Below are 17789 nucleotides of genomic sequence, written 5' to 3' on the forward strand. Positions count from 1 at the left end.
GGAGGTCGAGATCGCCGCACCGGGGGGAACGCATGGCGCCGGACGCCGAACTGACGCACGCCTGGGTGCACGGGCTGGCCCTGGCCCGCCGCTGCCCGGCGCCGGTCGAGGTGCCGTGGGGGCTGCGGGTGGACGTCGGACGCGGCAAGGAGTCCGTGCGGCACGTCCTGCTGCACACCGACGGGGCGAGCGTGCGGGCCGCCGCGGCCGCCGCCGACCGGCCGTTCGCGCGGATCAAGGGGTTCGTCGACCCGGAGACGACCCTCGGCCTGCTCGGCGCGGCCTGGGAGCGCGACGCCGACGAGCTGATGATGACGACCGTGCTGCGCCGCGAGGAGGTCCGCCTCCCCGCCGGCTACACCGCGGAGGTCGAGCGTGGCGACGGGGTCGCGCACGCCCGGCTCCTCACCCCGGACGGCCGGTTCGCGGCCGGCGGCCACACCGGGACGCACGGCGCGCTCGCCGTGTTCGACCGCATCGAGACCGACGGGGCCCACCGGCGCCGCGGGCTCGGAAGCGCGGTGATGCGGCTGCTCAGCGACGCCGCCCTCGACGCGGGCGCGCAGACGGCGGCCCTCGGCGCGACGGAGGAGGGGCGGGCACTGTACTCCTCGCTCGGCTGGGACCTGCGGGGCCTCATGGCCGGGTTCGTCCGCCGCACCTGACCTCCCCCTCCCCCGCCGCGACGACCGGCCCGACGCCGGCCCGACGCCCGCCCGGCACCCGCCCGGCGCCGCTCAGCGGCCGGTGGCCAGGTTGGCGCCACCGGTGCAGTCGAGCACCACACCCGTCACGAAGGTGTTGGCCGCGAACATGTGGATCGCGCGGGCCACGTCCTCCGGGCGGCCGACCCGGCCGACCGGGGTGGTGGCGGCGAGGCCGTCGAACAGGGACTTGCGCTGCTCCTCGGGCACGCGGTCCCACCACGGGGTGTCGACGACGCCGGGCGAGACCGCGTTGACCCGCAGCGGCGCGAGCTCGACCGCCAGCGGCGGCACCATCGCCTCCAGCGCGCCGTTGATGGCGGCCAGTCCGGCGGTGCCGGGGATCGCGGCGCGGGCCGAGGCGGCGGTGATCAGCGTGACGGAGCCGTCCGCCCGCAGGTGCGGCAGGGCCGCCTGCAGGACCCGGACCTGCGGCCAGAACTTGGCGTCGAAGCCGTGCGCGAGGTCGGCGAGGTCGAGCCGGGCGAACGGTCCGGAGCCGGCCGCGCCGCTGACGGCGAGGACCAGGTGGTCGACGGCGCCGCCCCCCGCGAAGAAGGCCGCGACGGCCTCGGCGTCCGTCGCGTCGACCGACGCGCCGGTGGTCCGGCCGCCGATCCGGACGACGGCGGCGTCCAGGCGCTCGCGGTCCCGTCCGGTGATCACGACCTCCGCGCCGTCGGCGGCGAACGCGGCCGCCGCCGCCTCGCCGATGCCCGAGCTGCCGCCCATCACGACGACGCGCTGTCCGGCGAAGAGGTCCGACGTGGTGCTCATGGTGGTGCTTCCTTCCGACTTGTCGAGACTAGCCGTTCCGATAAAGATGATTGCCGAGACTGCTAGTCTTGTCAACGGAGAGCCCGAGCCGGCCGGGACCGGACGAGGCGGGGGGCGAGCGGACGACAGAGCGAGAGGACGACCGATGAACGCGACGGATCCCCAGCCGGGCCCCGCCCGCCCGCACACCGGCCGCCGCCGCAACGAGGCCGCCCACCGGGCCATCCTCGACGCGGCCCTGCGCCTGCTCGCCGAGTCCGACGGCACGCCCGTCACCATCGACGCCATCGCCCGTACCGCCGGCGTCGGCAAGCAGACCGTCTACCGCTGGTGGCCCTCCAAGGGCGCCGTCCTCCTCGACGCCCTCTCCGACCGCGCCGACCAGGACGTGGCCGGCCCCGACACCGGGGACCTCCGCGCCGACCTGCGCGCCTTCGTCGCCACCACCTTCGACGCCGCCCGGCGCGACACCAGCGCCTCGGCCCTGCGCGCCCTCGTCCGCGAGGCCGCCCGCGACCCCCACCTGGCCGACCTGATGCAGACCTTCACCGCGACCCGCCGGGCGGCCCTGCGCGAGCTCCTCACCCGCGGGCGCGAACGCGGCCAGCTCCCCGAGGGCGCCGATCTCGACCTGATCGTGGACCAGGTCTACGGCGTCTTCTGGTACCGCTTCCTCCTCGGCCACGCCCCGCTCGACGCCGACGCCGCCGACCGGCTCGCCGAATCGCTGGTCACCGGGGCCCGGTAGCGGTCCGCGACACGACGTGTGCGCGGGAAGTCGGCCGGTCCGACGTCCTGCGCGCGACGGCTGGACGGTCACCGCCCGGCCGCGGGCCGCCGGCGGCGGTAGTACGCGAAGGCCAGGGCCAGCACGATCGGGCCCCACAGCATCGCCGGGCCGACGCACACCCGGGCCAGCGCCAGCCACCAGCCGTTGCTGTAGCCGACCTCGTCGACCACGCCGAGCCAGGCGAGCGGCTGCAGACCGAACAGCCCCACCAGGAGCAGCCCGCCCACCACCGCGGGCCCGGCGGCCGCGAGCGGCGGCACCCGGCGGCCCGCGAGGAACGGCACCCGGCGCGGGAAGACCTCGCCCCACCCCGCGACCAGGCCGAGGGTCAGCAGGCACAGCGCCTCGGTGAGCACGCTCAGCCCGACCACGTAGCCCGGCGCCCACCAGGGCATCGTCGGCCGTCCCGGGTCGACGGTGCCCATCTCGAAGCCGGCCGCGAACGGGAGCCGCCACAGGCAGTGCGGCAGCACGACGAACGGGAGGGCCTTCGCCAGCCACAAGGCCCAGCGCTGCACGGGACGTTCGGTGTCGCCCAGGGGAATCGTGATCGCCATGGCTCCACTCTCGCCGCGCCCCGGGGCCCGGACGTCGTCCACGCGGCCGAACGCCCTCCCCCGCGCGAGCTATCCGGCGTCCGCCAGGAGGCAGACGTAGGAACGATCCACGCGCGACGGATGTGGCTGCTCCACCCGCGTGGTGACGGTGAACCCGGCGAGCGCGAGCAGGTCGACGAGCCGCCGCGCGGGCACCAGATGGGACTCGTACGACACCGGGTGCCCGTACGCCTCGGTGGGCCGCAGGCGGCCGTCCCCGACGTGGCCGCCGAGCAGCAGCCGGCCCCCGGGGCGCAGGACGCGCCGGAACTCGCCGAACAGCGCCGGAAGTCGCGCGGCCGGCGTGTGGTGGACGGAGTTCCAGGCCAGGATGCCCCCGAGACCGCCGTCCGCGAGCTCCAGCGCCCCCATCGAGCCCTCCACGAAGCGGAGTCCGGGGTAGGCCAGCCGGGCGAGCCGGATCATCTCGCCCGACACGTCCACCCCGAACACGTCGAGCCCGAGCCCCGCCAGGTACGCCGCCAGGCGCCCCGGCCCGCAGCCGAGATCGGCCACCGGTCCACCGCCCGAGGTGCGGACGAGCTCGGCGAAGGCGGCCAGCATCGCGCGCGAGACCGGGTCCAGCTCCTGCGGCGGGATGACGAGTCGGACGTAGTCGGCGGCGACGGCGTCGTAGGACGCGCGGACGGCGGCGAGGTGGGCGGGTTCGGTCACGCGGCCGATCCTGCCGCGAGGCAGCGGCACGACGAGGCGCAAACCCCGGCCGGGCCCGTCCAGTCGGCGCGGGCGCCCGCGGCCTCCCGCTCGGCGAAGACGCCCGCCCGCAGGTCGGCGGTCTGCCGCAGGACGTCCTTGCGCTCGCGCCTGGCGAGCCGGTCGACGTAGAGGCCGCCGCCGAGGTGGTCGCTCTCGTGCTGGAGGCAGCGGGCGAAGTACCCCGTGCCGACCACCGTGCGCGGGCCGCCCCGCCAGTCGAAGCCGCGGACCACCACACGGGCGGGCCGGGCGAGCACCGCCCGGGCCCCGGGCACCGACAGGCAGCCCTCGGTGTCCTCCAGGAGGCGACGGCCGGGCGACTGCGGTTCGACGACGGGGTTGAGCAGGTGGCCGACGTGCCGGACGCCGTCGTCGTCGGCGCAGTCGTAGACGAACAGGCTGAGGTCGACGTCCACCTGGTTGGCCGCGAGCCCGGCGCCGTCCGCGACGTACATCGTGGCGAACATCGCGTCGATCAGGCGGGCGAGTCCGGGGCTGCCGAAGTCCGCCGGGCCGGCCGGGCGGCACGGCCGGTGCAGGACCGGCTCGCCGATCTCGGTGATCCGCAGGATCTCGGGACGTTCACGCGGGTCGGACATCGGAGCTCCTCGTGGGCGGGACCCGGCGGACACGTCGTCACGTGCCGGGTTTGCGATGGGCTTTGCAAAGTAGCAGACTTTGCAAAGTGACCGAAGAAGCAGCCGAGGACGACCTGACCGCCCCCGCCACCGGCGCGCTCCCCGAACACGCCGTCCGCACGGCGCTGCTGGAGCTCCTGGCCGGGCGCGGCACCGTCACCTCCACCGAGGCGGCCGGACTGCTCGGGTACAGCTCCGGGCTCTGCTCGTTCCACCTGCGGCAGCTGGCCCGCTACGGGCTCGTCGAGGAGGCGCCGGCGACCGACGGGCGGGCACGGCCCTGGCGCCTTCCCCGAGAGAAGCCCCAGCACGGCGACGCGGAGGAAGAGTTCGGCGAGCTCGCCCGCGGACTGGAGGACGAGAGCTACCGGCGCTGGCTCGCCCACCGCGGCGAGGCACCGGCCGAGTGGCAGCACGACGACGCGTTCAGCGCCGTCGTCTACCTCACGCCCGCCGAGCTGACGGCCGTCGGGGAGGCCGTCCGGCAGGTGCTGGCCCGGTTCCGCGGCCGCGAGCACGACCCGGCCGCCCGGCCCGCCGGGGCGCGGCCGGTCGCCGCCGTGGCCAGACTGTTCCCGCTGCTGCCCGACGACGGCCCGACGACGAGGGGCTGATGCCCGCTCACCGCACGATCAGGTACCGCCGCTCGCTCGAACCGCTGACGCACACCAGAGCGCCACGATGGTCTGCATCCGGCGGCGCTTCACCTCCGCCCGCGAGGCCCGCCACACCGCGCCGGCCATGACGACCGCTCCGCGGGCTCCAGGACGCGCTCTCGCGCCACCCGGCCGTCCGCCATCTCCACGGGCCGACTGGCGCAGCGGGTGGCCGGGTCGGGGTCGTGGGTGACGATCAGCAGGGTCTGTCCGATCTGCTGGGGGTCGATAGCAGGAACGTTCAACTCCCTTGATTCGCACGAAAATCATCAATCTAACTCGTTCGAGGTAACCAGCCTTCTCCTCCACATTTCTGCCTGCCCATGGGGGAACATCGCCATGTCCGCGCCCGGACGGGTCATCCCCTCCGGGCGGCCTCACCTTCAGCCTCTGGATCGGCCCTTGACTACGTCCGCCCCCGTGTGGGAATGCCCCTTCAACCACACCGAAGGCCTGGAGTTCGACCCCCTCCTCAAGCGGCTGCTCACCGAGGCCCCGGTCGCCCGGATCCGGCTGCCGCACGGCGAGGGCGAGGCCTGGCTGGCCACCCGCCACGAGGACGTCCGCACCGTCACCACCGACCGCCGCTTCAGCCGCGCCGCCGGCATCGGGCGCGACCTCCCCCGCATGACGCCCGCCCCGATCGCCCAGGCCGAGGCGATCAACCTGATGGACCCGCCCGCCCACAACCGGCTGCGCCGCCTCGTCGCCCAGGGCTTCACCAACCGCCAGGTCGAGCGGATGCGCCCCCGCACGCAGGACGTCGTCAACGGCTACCTGGACGACATGGAGGAACACGGCGCCCCGGCCGACCTGACGCACTTCCTCTCCGCCCGGCTCCCGCTCCACACCATCTGCGAACTGCTGGAGATCCCGCACGGGGACCGCGCCCGGCTGCGGGCCTGGGCGGTCGCGATGATGCGGATGGTCCCGGGCGGCCGGGAGGCCCAGGAGGAGGCCAAGGCCGGCCTGCGCGCCTACTTCAGCGAGCTGACCGCCGCCCGCCGGGCCGATCCCGGCGAGGACCTGATCAGCGCCCTCGCCACCGCCCGCGACGGCGACGAACTACTGGACGACGACGAGCTCGCCGTCATGGCGATGGTGCTCCTGGTGACCGGCCACGACACCAGCACCTACCAGCTCAGCAACATCACCTACACCCTGCTCACCCACCCCGAGCAGCTCGCCAAGCTCCGCGCCCGGCCGCAGACGCTGCCGCAGGCGCTGGAGGAGCTGCTGCGCTTCATCCCGTTCCGCCAGGGCGTCGGCATCGCCCGGGTCGCCGTCGAGGACGTCGAGCTGGGCGGGGTGCTGATCCGGGCCGGCGAGGCCGTGCACGTCTCCTACCTCACCGCCAACCGCGACCCGGCGGTCTACGAGCGCCCCGACGAGCTGGACCTCGACCGCGGCGCGCCCACCCACATGGCCTTCGGGCACGGCCAGCACCACTGCCTCGGCTCGCACCTGGCCCGGATGGAGCTCCAGGTCGCCATCGGCACGCTGCTGCGGCGCTTCCCCGGGCTGCGCCTGGCCGTCGAACCGTCCGAACTCGACTGGAACTCCGGCTCGATCTGGCGCTTCCCGCAGGCCCTGCCCCTCGCCTGGTGACGGCCGCACGGCGTCCGAACCGTTCCACGCATCCACCGGCCCACCCGCGGGCCACCCAGGGGAGATCCCGTACCCATGGCAACACTCTGCCGCCCCGCCATCGCCGTGCCCGAGCACGTCATCACCCTCGACGAGACCCTGGACCTGGCCCGCGCGATGCACTCCGGCCACCCCCAACTCGGCCTCGCGCTACGGCTGATCGAGAACACCGGCGTGCGGACCCGGCACCTGGTCCAGCCCATCGAGCAGACGCTGCGCCACCCGGGCTTCACCGCCCGCAACGCCGTCTACGAGCGCGAGGCCAAGCGACGCGTCCCCGAGGTGGTCGAAGCCGCCCTGCGCAACGCCCAGTTGGGCGCCCAGGACGTCGACCTGCTGATCTACGTGTCGTGCACCGGCTTCATGATGCCGTCGATGACCGCCTGGCTGATCAACACGATGGGTCTGCGCCCGGACACCCGCCAGATGCCGATCGCCCAGCTCGGCTGCGCGGCCGGCGGCGCCGCCGTCAACCGGGCGCACGACTTCTGCCGCGCCTACCCGGGCGCCAACGTGCTCATCGTGGCCTGCGAGTTCTGCTCGCTGTGCTACCAGCCGACCGACCTCGGCGTCGGCTCGCTGCTCTCCAACGGCCTCTTCGGGGACGCCGTCGCCGCCGTGGTGATGCGCGGGCACGGCGGCACCGGGGTGTCGGTCGAGCGCAACGGCTCGCACCTCGTCCCGGACACCGAGAACTGGATCTCCTACGGGGTACGGGACACCGGCTTCCACTTCCAGCTCGACCGGCGCGTTCCCGGCACGATGGAGATGCTCGCGCCCGCCCTGCGCGGTCTGGCCGCCGAGCACGGCTGGGACGCCTCGGGGCTCGGGTTCTACATCGTCCACGCCGGCGGCCCGCGCATCCTCGACGACCTGTGCCACTTCCTCAACCTCGATCCGGCGATGTTCCGCTACAGCCGGGCCACGCTGACCGAGCGCGGCAACATCGCGAGCGCCGTCGTCTTCGACGCCCTCGCCCGGCTGTTCGCCGACGGCGGCGCGACCGACGGCACCCGCGGGCTGATCGCCGGTTTCGGGCCCGGCATCACCGCCGAGATCTCGCTGGGGAGTTGGGTGTCGGTGCCGCGCGGCGTCGCCCAGCCCCGGCGGCCGCGCGCCATCGCCACCACCGACCTCTCCCGCGTCCACCCCGACGCCCCCCACCGTTTCCCGGCCGGCACTACGATCACCGAATGACCGACACCACGGACCGCACCGCCACCGACCCGTCCGCCGGAGCCGCCGAAATCGCCGCGCTCTTCCCCGCGTTGCACGCGCCGCAGTACTGGGCCTGGGGGAGGTACGACGCGCAGTTCTCCACCGAGCTGCCGCCGGACGGCCTGGTGACCAACATCCACCTGGTGGGCTTCGCGGACGGCGGCGTGGTCCTCTGCCGGGACGACCGGGACCACTGGTTCCTGCCCGGCGGCACGCGCGAACGGGACGAGAGCGTCGCCGACTGCCTGCGGCGCGAGCTCGAGGAGGAGGCGGGCGCCCGGCTGCTCGGCGAGCCCGCCTGGCTCGGCGCGCACCGCTGCCGCACGGACGACCCGACGCCCTACCGGCCGTGGCAGCCGCACCCGGAGAAGGCGTGGCTGTGGGGCTGGGCGGACATCGCGCTGGAGTCCGCGCCGACCAACCCCTCGGACGGCGAGCAGGTCGTCGAGGTCCGCGCCCTGCCGGCGGCCGAGGCGCAGCGGCTGCTGGCGGACTCGCACGAGCCCTGGTGGGGCGAGCTGATCGGGCTCGCGGTGGAGCTGCGGCGGCGGGCGGGGCTGGGCTGAGGCCGCCGTCCCGCTGCGGCATCCCCGTCCCGCGCGAAGATCACCGGAACGGCCCAGCAGCGGGACGCTTCGTCCGTTTTGCGATGATATGACTCGGCCATGGACACCTCTTCGTTGGCCGCCTCGCTGGCCGTGGACTACCCGGTGCTCAACATCTTCTGGACGATGTTGGAGCTGTTCCTCTGGGTGCTCTGGTTCTTCCTGCTGTTCAAGATCATCACCGACATCTTCCGCAGCCACGACCTGGGCGGCTGGGGCAAGGCCGGTTGGCTGGTCGTGGTGATCATCCTGCCGCTGATCGGCGTGCTCGCCTATCTGATCGCGCGCGGCGAGGGCATGGGGAAGCGGGACCTCGCCCAGGCCCAGCAGACCGAGGCGGCCCTGCAGGCGTACATCCGGGACGCCGCCGGGGCCCCCGGGGGATCGGCCGACGGCGGCGGACGCAGCCACGTCGACGACCTGGCGAAGCTGGCGGACCTGAAGGACAAGGGCCTCATCTCCGCCGAGGAGTACCAGCGGGCCAAGGACAAGCTCCTGGTGTGAGCGCAGGCCGCGCAACGGCCGGGGCCGGTGGGTACATCACCCACCGGCCCCGGCCGTTGCGTGCCCGGTGTCACGGCGCCGCTCAGCGCCGCCCGGAGCGGCGGTCGTCGCGCCCGCCCTGGCCGCCCTGGCCGCCGGTCAGGCCCGCCCGGCGCAGCGCGTCCGCCATGGCGCCGTTCGCCGGCGGCGTGCCGCCGCCGGAGCCGCCCTGGCCGCGCCGGTCCTGGCCGCGGCGGTCGTCACGCCGCTCGTCCCCGCGGCGGTCCTGGCGCGGCGGGCGGCCCTGCCGGTCGCCGCCGCGGCCCCGGTCCCCGCCGCGCTCGCCGCCGCGGCCGGGCTCGTCGTCCAGCCGCAGCGTCAGCCCGATCCGCTTGCGCGGCACGTCCACCGAGGTGACCCGGACCTTCACGATGTCGCCCGGCTTGACCACCTCCCGCGGGTCCTTGACGAAGTTCCTGGACAGCGCGGAGACGTGCACCAGGCCGTCCTGGTGGACGCCCACGTCGACGAAGGCGCCGAACGCGGCGACGTTGGTGACCACGCCCTCCAGCACCATGCCGACCTCCAGGTCGCCGATCTTGTCGACGCCCTCCTTGAAGACGGCGGTGCGGAACGCCGGGCGGGGGTCGCGGCCCGGCTTGTCCAGCTCGCCGAGGATGTCGGTGACGGTCGGGATGCCGAAGGTGTCGTCGGCGAAGTCCCCCGGGCGCAGCGCGCGCAGCCGCTCCCCGTTGCCGATCAGCTCCCGCAGCTCGCCGCCGGTCGCGGCGAGGATGCGGCGCACCACCGGGTAGGCCTCGGGGTGCACGCTGGAGGCGTCCAGCGGGTCGTCGCCGCCGGGGATGCGCAGGAAGCCGGCGCACTGCTCGAACGCCTTCGGGCCGAGCCGGGCGACGTCCTTGAGCTGCTTGCGGGTGCGGAAGGGGCCGTTGGCGTCGCGGTGGGCCACGATGTTGTCGGCGAGCGTGCCGGTGATGCCGGAGACGCGGGTCAGCAGCGGTGCGGAGGCGGTGTTGACGTCCACGCCGACGGCGTTCACGCAGTCCTCGACGACGGCGTCCAGCGAGCGGGACAGCTTCGCCTCGCTGAGGTCGTGCTGGTACTGGCCGACGCCGATCGACTTGGGGTCGATCTTGACGAGCTCGGCGAGCGGGTCCTGCAGACGGCGGGCGATGGAGACCGCGCCGCGGATGGACACGTCCAGTTCGGGCAGCTCCTGCGAGGCGAACGCGGAGGCCGAGTACACGGAGGCGCCGGCCTCGCTCACCATCGCCTTGGTGAGCCCCAGTTCGGGGTGGCGGCCCAGCAGCTCCTCGGCGAGCTTGTCGGTCTCGCGGGAGGCGGTGCCGTTGCCGATCGCGATCAGGTCGACGCCGTGCTTCTTCGCCAGCGCGGCCAGCGTGGCCAGCGAGGCGTCCCACTTGTTGGCGGGCTGGTGCGGGTAGATCGTGTCGTGCGCCACGACCTTGCCGGTGGCGTCCACGACGGCGACCTTCACGCCGGTGCGGAAGCCCGGGTCCAGGCCCATGGTGGCGCGGGTGCCGGCCGGGGCGGCGAGCAGGAGGTCGCGGAGGTTGGCGGCGAACACGCGCACCGCCTCCTCCTCGGCCTCGGCGCGCAGCCGGGCCCGCAGGTCGATGCCGAGCCGCACCAGGATGCGGGTGCGCCAGGCCCAGCGGACGGTGTCGCCGAGCCACTTGTCGGCCGGGCGGCCGTGGTCGGCGATGCCGAAGCGGGCGGCGATGCGCTGCTCGTAGTCGCTCGCGCCGGGCAGGTCGCCCCTGGCGTCGCCGGTCTCGTCGCCGTCCAACGGGGACAGTTCGAGGTCGAGCACCTCCTCCTTCTCGCCGCGCAGCATCGCGAGGATGCGGTGCGAGGGAAGCTTGGTGTAGGGCTCGGCGAAGTCGAAGTAGTCGGCGTACTTCGCGCCGTCCTGCTCCTTGCCGTCCCGCACCCGGGCGACCAGCCGGCCGCGGGTCCACATCCGTTCGCGCAGCGAGCCGACCAGGTCGGCGTCCTCGCCGAAGCGCTCGACCAGGATCGCGCGGGCGCCCTCCAGGGCCGCGTTCCCGTCCGCGACGGCCTCGTTGAGGTACCCGGCGGCCAGCGCGGCCGGGTCCTGGGTGGGGTCGGCGAGCAGGGTGTCGGCGAGCGGCTCCAGGCCGGCCTCGCGGGCGATCTGCGCCTTGGTGCGCCGCTTCGGCTTGAACGGCAGGTAGATGTCCTCCAGGCGGGCCTTGGAGTCGGCCGCGAGGACCTGGGCGCGCAGCGCGTCGTCCAGCTTGCCCTGGGCCTCGATCGACTCCAGGACGGCGGTGCGGCGCTCCTCCAGTTCGCGCAGGTAGCGCAGCCGCTCCTCCAGCGTGCGCAGTTGCGCGTCGTCGAGGGAACCGGTGACCTCCTTGCGGTATCGGGCGACGAACGGGACGGTCGCCCCGCCGTCGAGCAGGGCGACGGCCGCCGTCACCTGCCCGTCGCGCACGCCCAGTTCCTCGGCGATCTTCCGCTCGATCGCCCGCTGGGCCCGCCGGGACTGCTCATCGACTGGCGTGGTCACGAAGCCGGTCACCTTCTCCTTCAGTGCGTTCGCCGTACGCCCTGCATTCTGGCAGGTGCCGTCGACGGCTCCCGGCCGCACCCGGGGCGGCCGGGCGTGGCGGTGCCGGTGACGGCCTTCCCCGCGCTCTGCGCGGCGGGCTCGAACGAGGTTCGGGCGGTGCTCCGTTGGGCGTCAGAGGTGGAGCTCCCGGCTCGGCCGGCCGTCGGCGGCGAGGTCGATCGTGACGGTCCCGGTGCCGGCGGTGACTTCGATCCGGTCCGGGCCGGACCAGCGGACGGTCTCGTCGAACGTGCCGTACGGGCCCTCCTCGACGATCAGCCACCGGCGCGTGGTCAGCCCGGTGCCCGCGTCGACGTAGTACGCCCTGGAGGAGTCGAGCGCCCAGCCCGTCTCCTCCTCCACGATCCGCCGGTCCGCCCGGCCGGGCGCCTCCTGACTGCCCTTCCCCACGGTGGAGTCGGCCAGGACGATGCAGAGCAGCATCGTCCCGGCGAACAGCAACGCGACGACGACGGCGAGCAGGATCCGCACCCACATCCACCAGGGGACGGTGATCACCGCGGCCATCAGCACCGGCAGCGCCAACGTCCAGAGCAGCAGCGGCCGGTCGAACCACTCCCGCAGGACGAGGTAGCCGCCCGAGCGGGCGTTGTAGTGGCCGGTCGCCGCCAGGAGCAGCAGGACGGCCAGGACGGCGAGCGCGGCGCCGAACACCCGGCGCTCGGTGGCCGTCCACTCGATGGTCCGTCCACCCGTACGTCTCTCGGGCCGCTCGTCCCTCTGCCCCCGTGTGATGATCATCGCGCCAGCGTAGTGATCCGATGATCCGAGTTTGTCACGGGAGTTCGATGATCCGGCTGCTGGCCACGCGAACCGCGCTGTACGCTGCCGGGCATGTGCGCTGCCGTCAGGATGCACCCCGACGAACCGGACATCGACGCGGCCCTGGTGCGGCGGTTGCTCTCCGCCCAGTTCCCGCAGTGGGTCGGCCTGCCCATCCGCCCGGTGGCCTCCGCCGGGACGGACAACGCGATGTTCCGGCTCGGCCCGGACCTCGCCGTCCGCCTCCCCCGGGTCGGCTGGGCCGCGGACGGCGTCGGCCGCGAACAGTACTGGCTCCCGCGGCTCGCTCCGCACCTCCCGCGGCCGATCCCCTCACCCGTAGCCCTCGGCCGACCCGCCGCCGGCTACCCGTGGGAGTGGTCGGTGGTCCGCTGGCTCGACGGCGTGAACCCGGCCGCCGGCGCCCTCGCCGCGCCGCTCCGACTCGCCAGGGACCTGGCCGCGTTCATCACCGCCCTGCGCTCCGCCGACCCGGCCGGCGGCCCCTGCGCGGCCCGCGGCGTCCCGCTCGCCGCCCGGGACGGCGCGACCCGCGCGGCACTCGCCCGGCTCACCGGCACGATCGACACCGCGACCGCGACGGCCCTGTGGGACAAGGCCCTGCGCCTGCCCGACTACACCGGCCCGGCCACCTGGATGCACGGCGACCTCTCCCCCGGCAACCTCCTCCTCGCCCCCTCCGGCGGACTCGGCGCGGTCATCGACTTCGGCCTGATGGGCGTCGGCGACCCGACCGTGGACGTGATCGCGGCGTGGACCGTCCTGCCCGCCCAGGCCCGCGCCGCCTTCCGCACCGCCCTCGGCACCGACGACGCCATGTGGTCCCGCGCCCGCGCCTGGGCCCTGTCCATCGCCCTCGTCGCGATCCCGTACTACCGGCACACCAACCCCACCCTGACCGCCGCCGCCCGCCACGTCGTCCGCGAGGTCCTCGCCGACCACACCGCCTGATCCACCCCCGCCCCCGGCGCCGGTTCCGCCGCTCCCACTGCCGACGCGACCGAGTCAGAAACCTGCCCCGGTCAAGCTTGACTGCTAGCCTGGACGGCATGAGCGGACTGCGGGAGCTGAAGAAGGAACGGACGCGGCGGGCGATCTCGGAGGCGGCGATCGCGCTGTTCCTGGAGCACGGGTTCGACCAGGTGTCGGTGGCCGACGTGGCCGCGACGGCCGAGGTGTCGAAGCCGACGCTGTTCAGCTACTTCCCGTCCAAGGAGGACCTCGTCGTCCACCGCTTCGCCGACCACCAGGAGCAGGCCGCCGACGTGGTCCGCGGCCGGGCGCCGGGTGAGACGGCGATCGGCGCGCTGCACCGGGACTTCGTGGCGGGGCTGGACCGGCGGGACCCGATCACCGGGCTCAGCGACCACCCCGCCGTGCTCGCCTTCAACCGGCTCGTCCGCTCGACCCCGGGACTGGTGGCCCGCGGCGCCCAGTACCTCGCGCGGGCCGAGGAGTCCCTGGCGGAGGCGCTGCGCGAGGACCCGGACGTCACCCCGCCCCGCGTGCTCTCGGCGAGACTCCTGGCCGCCCAGCTCACCGCGACCCAGCGCGTCCTCGCCGAGCACAACCACCGCCGCATCGCCGAGGACGGCCAGAGCGCCGACGAGCTCCACTTCGAGGCCGTCGGCGACGCCGACCGCGCCTTCGAGCTCCTGGAACACGGCTGGGCCCGGGCCGCCGGACCCGGGCGCCCGACCCGCTAGTCCGCGACCGCGGCCCGCATCGCCTCCGGCAGCGGGCGGGCGTGCAGCACGTCGAGGCGGGAGACGGCCCGGGTGAGCGTCACGTAGAGGCGGTGCAGCCCGCGCGGCTCGGCGTCGACGATCGCGGCGGGCTCGAGGACGATCACGTGGTCGTACTCGAGCCCCTTGGCGAGCGAGGCCGGCAGCACGGTCAGCCGGGCGGCCCCGCCGACCCCGTCCGCGGTCGCCGCCGGCAGCCCGGCCGCCGCCAACACCCCGGCCGTCCGCGCCGCCTCCGCGTCCGCCGCGATCACCGCCACCGAGCCCTCACGGCCGAGCGCCTTGCGGACGGCTTCGGCAACTTCCTCGCGCGCGTCCGCCACTTGACGGATCGTCACCTCTCCTCCCGCCCGTAGCGACACCGCAGGCGGCACGTCCACGCCGAGCGCCCCCAGCACGCGGTTGGCGAGCTCCGTCACCGCCGCCGGGACGCGGTAGCCCGTCGTCAGCGGCACCACCACCGCCTGCGGCTTGCCGAGGTGGGCCAGCTGCTCGGGCCAACTCCGCGCCGCCCCGGACGTGGTGGACTGCGCGAGGTCGCCGAGGACGGTGAGCGAGCCGAAGCCGCTGCGGCGGGCGATCGCCCGGCACTGCATGGGCGAGAGGTCCTGCGCCTCGTCGACGACGACGTGCCCGAACCCGTCCGGCCGCTCGATCAGGCCCGCGACCTCATCCAGCAGGAACAGGTCGTGTGCCGACCAGGCCGCGCTCCGCTCCGACCGCGGCGGGCGCCGCCAGCGGATCGCCGCCTGCTCGTCCGCGTCCAGCAGTCCGGCCGCGGCCGCCGCCAGCACCCGCGGATCGCCGAGCAGTCCGGCCACCACCGACTCCGGCCGGACGGCCGGCCACGCCGCGTCCAGGAACTCCCTCACCGGCCGGCACCGCCCGATCCGCGCCTCCCACGTCCCGCTGCGGACGCCCGTGCGCCGCTCGGCCCGGTCCCGCAGTGCCGCCACCACCCGGGTGCGCAGGTGCTCGCGCCCGATCGCGTACGGCACGCCCTGCCCTCGCACCTCCGCGACCATCGACCGCAGCGCCTCCTCCGGGACCCGCCAGCGGTACGAGCCCTCCGTGACGACCACCGGCGCGGCGTCCGCCGCCCGGACCCTGGCGTACAGGGCGCGCTCCAGCACGGCGGCCATCCGGGCGTCCTGCTTGACGGCCGCGGCGCGCGCGTCGTCCTCGCCGCGCACCGGGTGGGTGGCGACCAGGTCCTCCACGGTGCACTGGGCCACGTCGATCTCGCCGAGCGCGGGCAGGACTTCGGCGATGTAGCGCAGGAACGCCCGGTTCGGGCCGATCACCAGCAGGCCCGAGCGCCGGATGCGCTGCGGGTGGGTGTAGAGCAGGTACGCGGCGCGGTGCAGGCCGACGGCGGTCTTGCCGCTGCCGGGCGCGCCCTGCACGCACACCGACTCGGCCAGGCCGCCGCGCACCAGCGCGTCCTGCTCGGGCTGGATGGTCGCGACGATGTCGCGCATCGGCCCGGTGCGGGGGCGCTCGATCTCCGCGGCCAGGATGCCGCCGGGGGCGTCGGCGGGCGGCCCGCCGAGCCGCTCGTCCTCCAGGCCGGTGAGGTCCCCGGGCTCCCCCGGGCTCGCCGGCGCCCAGCCGAAGCGGCGGCGCCCGGCCAGGCCGAGCGGGTCGTGCGGGCCCGCCTGGTAGAAGACCCGGGAGACCGGCGCCCGCCAGTCGACGACCAGGGGCGGCACGGTCGGGTCCTCGGAGATCCGGCGCCGGCCCACGTAGTAGCGCTGCCGCCGGTGGTCGCCGGCCTCGGGGGCGTCGCCGAAGTCGAGGCGGCCGAAGAAGGCCGGGCTGTCCGGCAGGTCCGCCATCCGCCGGGCCCGGGTGCGCAGGTAGCGGCCGAGCGCCTCCGCGCTCGCGCCGTCGCCGGAGACGTCCTCGCCCGCGATCACCTGGTACCCGGCGTCGTCCACCTGCCGCGCGAGCGCCTCCCGGCACCGGGCGACGTAGGCCCGCTCCCGCGCCAGCTCGCCGTCGATCCCCGCCACCATGCCGCGACCTCCCGACCGTCGTTCCCGCACTCCGAACGGCCAGCATAACTGAACTCGGTAAAGAATCTATTCGGGTCAGAATCATGTCTCGGTTGCACCAGGGAGGGATCGCGTGTCAGAGGCACCCGTCAAGGTGGGTCGCATGCGGAACGAGAACACGCACGACGAACTGCCGGCCATGACCTGGGACCGGTTCTGGGAGCTGGTCGGCACACTGGGCGGGCCGGCCGTCCTGGAGAGGTGCGACCACCTGCAGGAGGCGTGCGAGCGCCTCTCGGCGCGGCTCGCGCGCGGGCCGGCCGACGAGATCACCGGCTTCGGGGAGCGGCTGGCCGAGGCGCTGTACCGACTGGACCGCGCGGAGTCCGGGCGACTGCCGGTCGAGGGCGCCGGGGGACCGTACGACCGGCAGACCGACGACCACTTCCTCTACGCCCGCGCCGCCGTCGTGGCGGCGGGACGAGAGGCGTACGAGGGGGTGCTCGGCCGCCCCGAGCGGTTCGCGCCGTACACCGCGCTCCAGGCGGAGGAACTGCTGTACGTCCACGAGGAGGCGTACGAGGCGGTCACCGGCGAGGAATGGGACCACCCGACCCGCTACGACTACGAGTCGTGCTCCAACGCCGAGGGCTGGCCCGGCCCGGAGCACCCGGCCGAGGCGTGAGCCACCGGGCCTGCGCCGAGGCTAGCGGCGACGCGGCCGGCCACCACCGGACCGGCCGACTCCGCGCGGCTTGCGCGGGGCGGTCTGCCGGGCGGCCTCCGCCGGGGCCGCGGCGGGCCAGTGGGGGGGCCGGGCCAGGCCGGCGGGGAGGCGGGTGGTGGCATCACCGCGCGCGGCGTTGAGCTGGGCCTGGGTGAGGAAGAGCGCCTCGGTCAGATCGGCGCCCGCCACGTTGGCGTCGCGCAGGTCGGCACCGATCAGGTCGGCGAGCCGCAGGTCGGCCCCGCCCAGGTCGGCCGCGACCAGCAGCGCCCCGCGAAGGTTCGCGCCGCGCAGGTCGGCGCCGCGCAGCCGGGCGCCGAAGAGGTCGGCGCCGCGGTGCTCGCGGCGACGCGGGACGGCGGCGCGGACGTGCTCGCTCGCCCGCAGCAGCAGGTCGCTGACGCGCTGCCGGTGCGCGTTCAGGTCGACGGCGAGGACCTCCTGCGGGGTGCCGCCGGCGAGCCGGTCGGTGGCCTCCAGGGCCTCCCGCAGCTCGGGGTGGACGGCGCGGGCGGCGTCGAAACCGAGCGCCTCGCCGAGGTAGGCCATGAGTTCGTGCAGCTGCCGCACGACCGGGAAGACGTCGAACATCTCCCGCGCACTGCCCGGCTCCTCCCGCCAGCTGCGCCCGCCGTACGTGATCTGCGAGACGCGCTGGCCGGCGCCGAAGCAGTCGTAGACGGTGCAGCCCTGGAAGCCGGTGTCGCGCAGGCGCGCGTGGATCCCGCAGGTGAAGTCGGTCCGCAGGTTGCGGCAGGGGGTGCCGGCGGCCTTGTCGACCGCGAAGTCGGCGCCCGCGGCGAACGGGAGGGCCACGCAGCAGAGCCCGAAACAGCTCGTGCAGTCGGACCGGAGTTCGGTGGGCAGTGACCCGCCGCCCACCTCGCTGCGCTCGCTCATGCGCCCACCTCGCTGCGATCGCTCACGTACTGCCATCCTCCCGACCCAGGACACCGGGTCGTTCCGGTGCGTCGAACCCGCCAAGCCTACTGTGCCCCTGGCCTCACTCCCGCCCCAGCGGTAAGGTATGTGGCACCATTTCGTCCATTACCAACGGGGGTGGGT

The 17789-nt window shown here is 74.8% G+C and carries 18 protein-coding genes; 10 read left to right on the top strand and 8 right to left on the bottom strand.

What is annotated here, in order from left to right; genetic code table 11:
* Nucleotides 1–32: 32 nt before the first annotated feature.
* Entirely contained in the window at nt 33–665 is a 633-nt protein-coding gene (locus tag PUR71_RS06275; RefSeq protein ID WP_329925323.1) for a GNAT family N-acetyltransferase, read from the top strand.
* Between the two features lie 72 nt (nt 666–737).
* Here PUR71_RS06275 and PUR71_RS06280 read toward each other — a convergent pair whose 3' ends face one another.
* Nucleotides 738–1481 (bottom strand): SDR family oxidoreductase, encoded by a 744-nt coding sequence (locus tag PUR71_RS06280; RefSeq protein WP_329925324.1) that lies wholly within the window; start codon nt 1479–1481, stop codon nt 738–740.
* A gap of 145 nt (nt 1482–1626) precedes the next feature.
* On the opposite strand from PUR71_RS06280, the gene PUR71_RS06285 reads away from it, so the two are divergent.
* On the top strand, nt 1627–2229 hold the full coding sequence (locus tag PUR71_RS06285; protein ID WP_329925325.1) for a TetR/AcrR family transcriptional regulator: 603 nt from the start codon (nt 1627–1629) through the stop codon (nt 2227–2229).
* Between the two features lie 68 nt (nt 2230–2297).
* On the opposite strand, the gene PUR71_RS06290 is transcribed toward PUR71_RS06285, so the two are convergent.
* From PUR71_RS06290 to def, 3 genes are all read right to left on the bottom strand, one after another.
* Nucleotides 2298–2828 carry a hypothetical protein gene (locus PUR71_RS06290; RefSeq protein WP_329925326.1) on the bottom strand — a complete coding sequence of 177 codons (531 nt, stop codon included), beginning with the start codon at nt 2826–2828 and terminating at the stop codon, nt 2298–2300.
* Nucleotides 2829–2897: 69 nt separating this feature from the next.
* Nucleotides 2898–3542, bottom strand: a complete 645-nt coding sequence (locus PUR71_RS06295) for a class I SAM-dependent methyltransferase (protein ID WP_329925327.1) — start codon at nt 3540–3542, stop codon at nt 2898–2900.
* Nucleotides 3539–4183 carry a peptide deformylase gene (gene def, locus PUR71_RS06300; RefSeq protein ID WP_329925328.1) on the bottom strand — a complete coding sequence of 215 codons (645 nt, stop codon included), beginning with the start codon at nt 4181–4183 and terminating at the stop codon, nt 3539–3541. The genes PUR71_RS06295 and def overlap by 4 nt, the downstream gene beginning before the upstream one ends.
* Nucleotides 4184–4269: 86 nt before the next feature.
* Here def and PUR71_RS06305 point away from each other — a divergent pair, with 86 nt between their 5' ends.
* From PUR71_RS06305 to PUR71_RS06325, 5 genes are all read left to right on the top strand, one after another.
* Nucleotides 4270–4836, top strand: a complete 567-nt coding sequence (locus PUR71_RS06305; RefSeq protein ID WP_329925329.1) for a helix-turn-helix domain-containing protein — start codon at nt 4270–4272, stop codon at nt 4834–4836.
* A gap of 444 nt (nt 4837–5280) precedes the next feature.
* Entirely contained in the window at nt 5281–6486 is a 1206-nt protein-coding gene (locus tag PUR71_RS06310; RefSeq protein ID WP_329925330.1) for a cytochrome P450, read from the top strand.
* A gap of 75 nt (nt 6487–6561) precedes the next feature.
* On the top strand, nt 6562–7722 hold the full coding sequence (locus PUR71_RS06315) for a type III polyketide synthase (protein ID WP_329925331.1): 1161 nt from the start codon (nt 6562–6564) through the stop codon (nt 7720–7722).
* Nucleotides 7719–8309, top strand: a complete 591-nt coding sequence (locus tag PUR71_RS06320; RefSeq protein WP_329925332.1) for an NUDIX hydrolase — start codon at nt 7719–7721, stop codon at nt 8307–8309. Before PUR71_RS06315 ends, PUR71_RS06320 begins: the two co-directional genes overlap by 4 nt.
* Before the next feature lie 99 nt (nt 8310–8408).
* A complete protein-coding gene (locus PUR71_RS06325) occupies nt 8409–8852 on the top strand; it encodes an SHOCT domain-containing protein (RefSeq protein WP_329925333.1) in 444 nt (147 codons plus the stop codon).
* Between the two features lie 82 nt (nt 8853–8934).
* Here PUR71_RS06325 and PUR71_RS06330 read toward each other — a convergent pair whose 3' ends face one another.
* Together PUR71_RS06330 and PUR71_RS06335 are read right to left on the bottom strand one after the other, a co-directional pair.
* Nucleotides 8935–11409, bottom strand: coding sequence for a Tex family protein (locus PUR71_RS06330; RefSeq protein ID WP_329925334.1), 2475 nt, complete (start codon nt 11407–11409; stop codon nt 8935–8937).
* Nucleotides 11410–11583: 174 nt separating this feature from the next.
* Nucleotides 11584–12213, bottom strand: coding sequence for a hypothetical protein (locus tag PUR71_RS06335; RefSeq protein WP_329925335.1), 630 nt, complete (start codon nt 12211–12213; stop codon nt 11584–11586).
* Between the two features lie 93 nt (nt 12214–12306).
* Here PUR71_RS06335 and PUR71_RS06340 point away from each other — a divergent pair, with 93 nt between their 5' ends.
* A complete protein-coding gene (locus PUR71_RS06340) occupies nt 12307–13206 on the top strand; it encodes an aminoglycoside phosphotransferase family protein (RefSeq protein ID WP_329925336.1) in 900 nt (299 codons plus the stop codon).
* Nucleotides 13207–13295: 89 nt separating this feature from the next.
* Nucleotides 13296–13961, top strand: coding sequence for a TetR/AcrR family transcriptional regulator (locus PUR71_RS06345; RefSeq protein ID WP_329925367.1), 666 nt, complete (start codon nt 13296–13298; stop codon nt 13959–13961).
* Here the strand turns inward: PUR71_RS06345 and PUR71_RS06350 are convergent.
* A complete protein-coding gene (locus PUR71_RS06350) occupies nt 13958–16018 on the bottom strand; it encodes a HelD family protein (RefSeq protein WP_329925337.1) in 2061 nt (686 codons plus the stop codon). The two genes, PUR71_RS06345 and PUR71_RS06350, sit on opposite strands and share 4 nt — an antisense overlap.
* 142 nt (nt 16019–16160) lie before the next feature.
* Between PUR71_RS06350 and PUR71_RS06355 the strand changes: the two genes are divergently transcribed.
* A complete protein-coding gene (locus tag PUR71_RS06355) occupies nt 16161–16682 on the top strand; it encodes a DUF4240 domain-containing protein (protein WP_329925338.1) in 522 nt (173 codons plus the stop codon).
* A gap of 21 nt (nt 16683–16703) precedes the next feature.
* Here PUR71_RS06355 and PUR71_RS06360 read toward each other — a convergent pair whose 3' ends face one another.
* The gene (locus tag PUR71_RS06360; protein ID WP_329925339.1) at nt 16704–17624 is read right to left on the bottom strand and encodes a pentapeptide repeat-containing protein; all 921 of its coding nucleotides are present in this window, start codon (nt 17622–17624) and stop codon (nt 16704–16706) included.
* Nucleotides 17625–17789 lie beyond the last annotated feature (165 nt).

The organism is Streptomyces sp. SP17BM10, from assembly GCF_036322405.1.
Taxonomy (GTDB): Bacteria; Actinomycetota; Actinomycetes; order Streptomycetales; family Streptomycetaceae; genus Kitasatospora.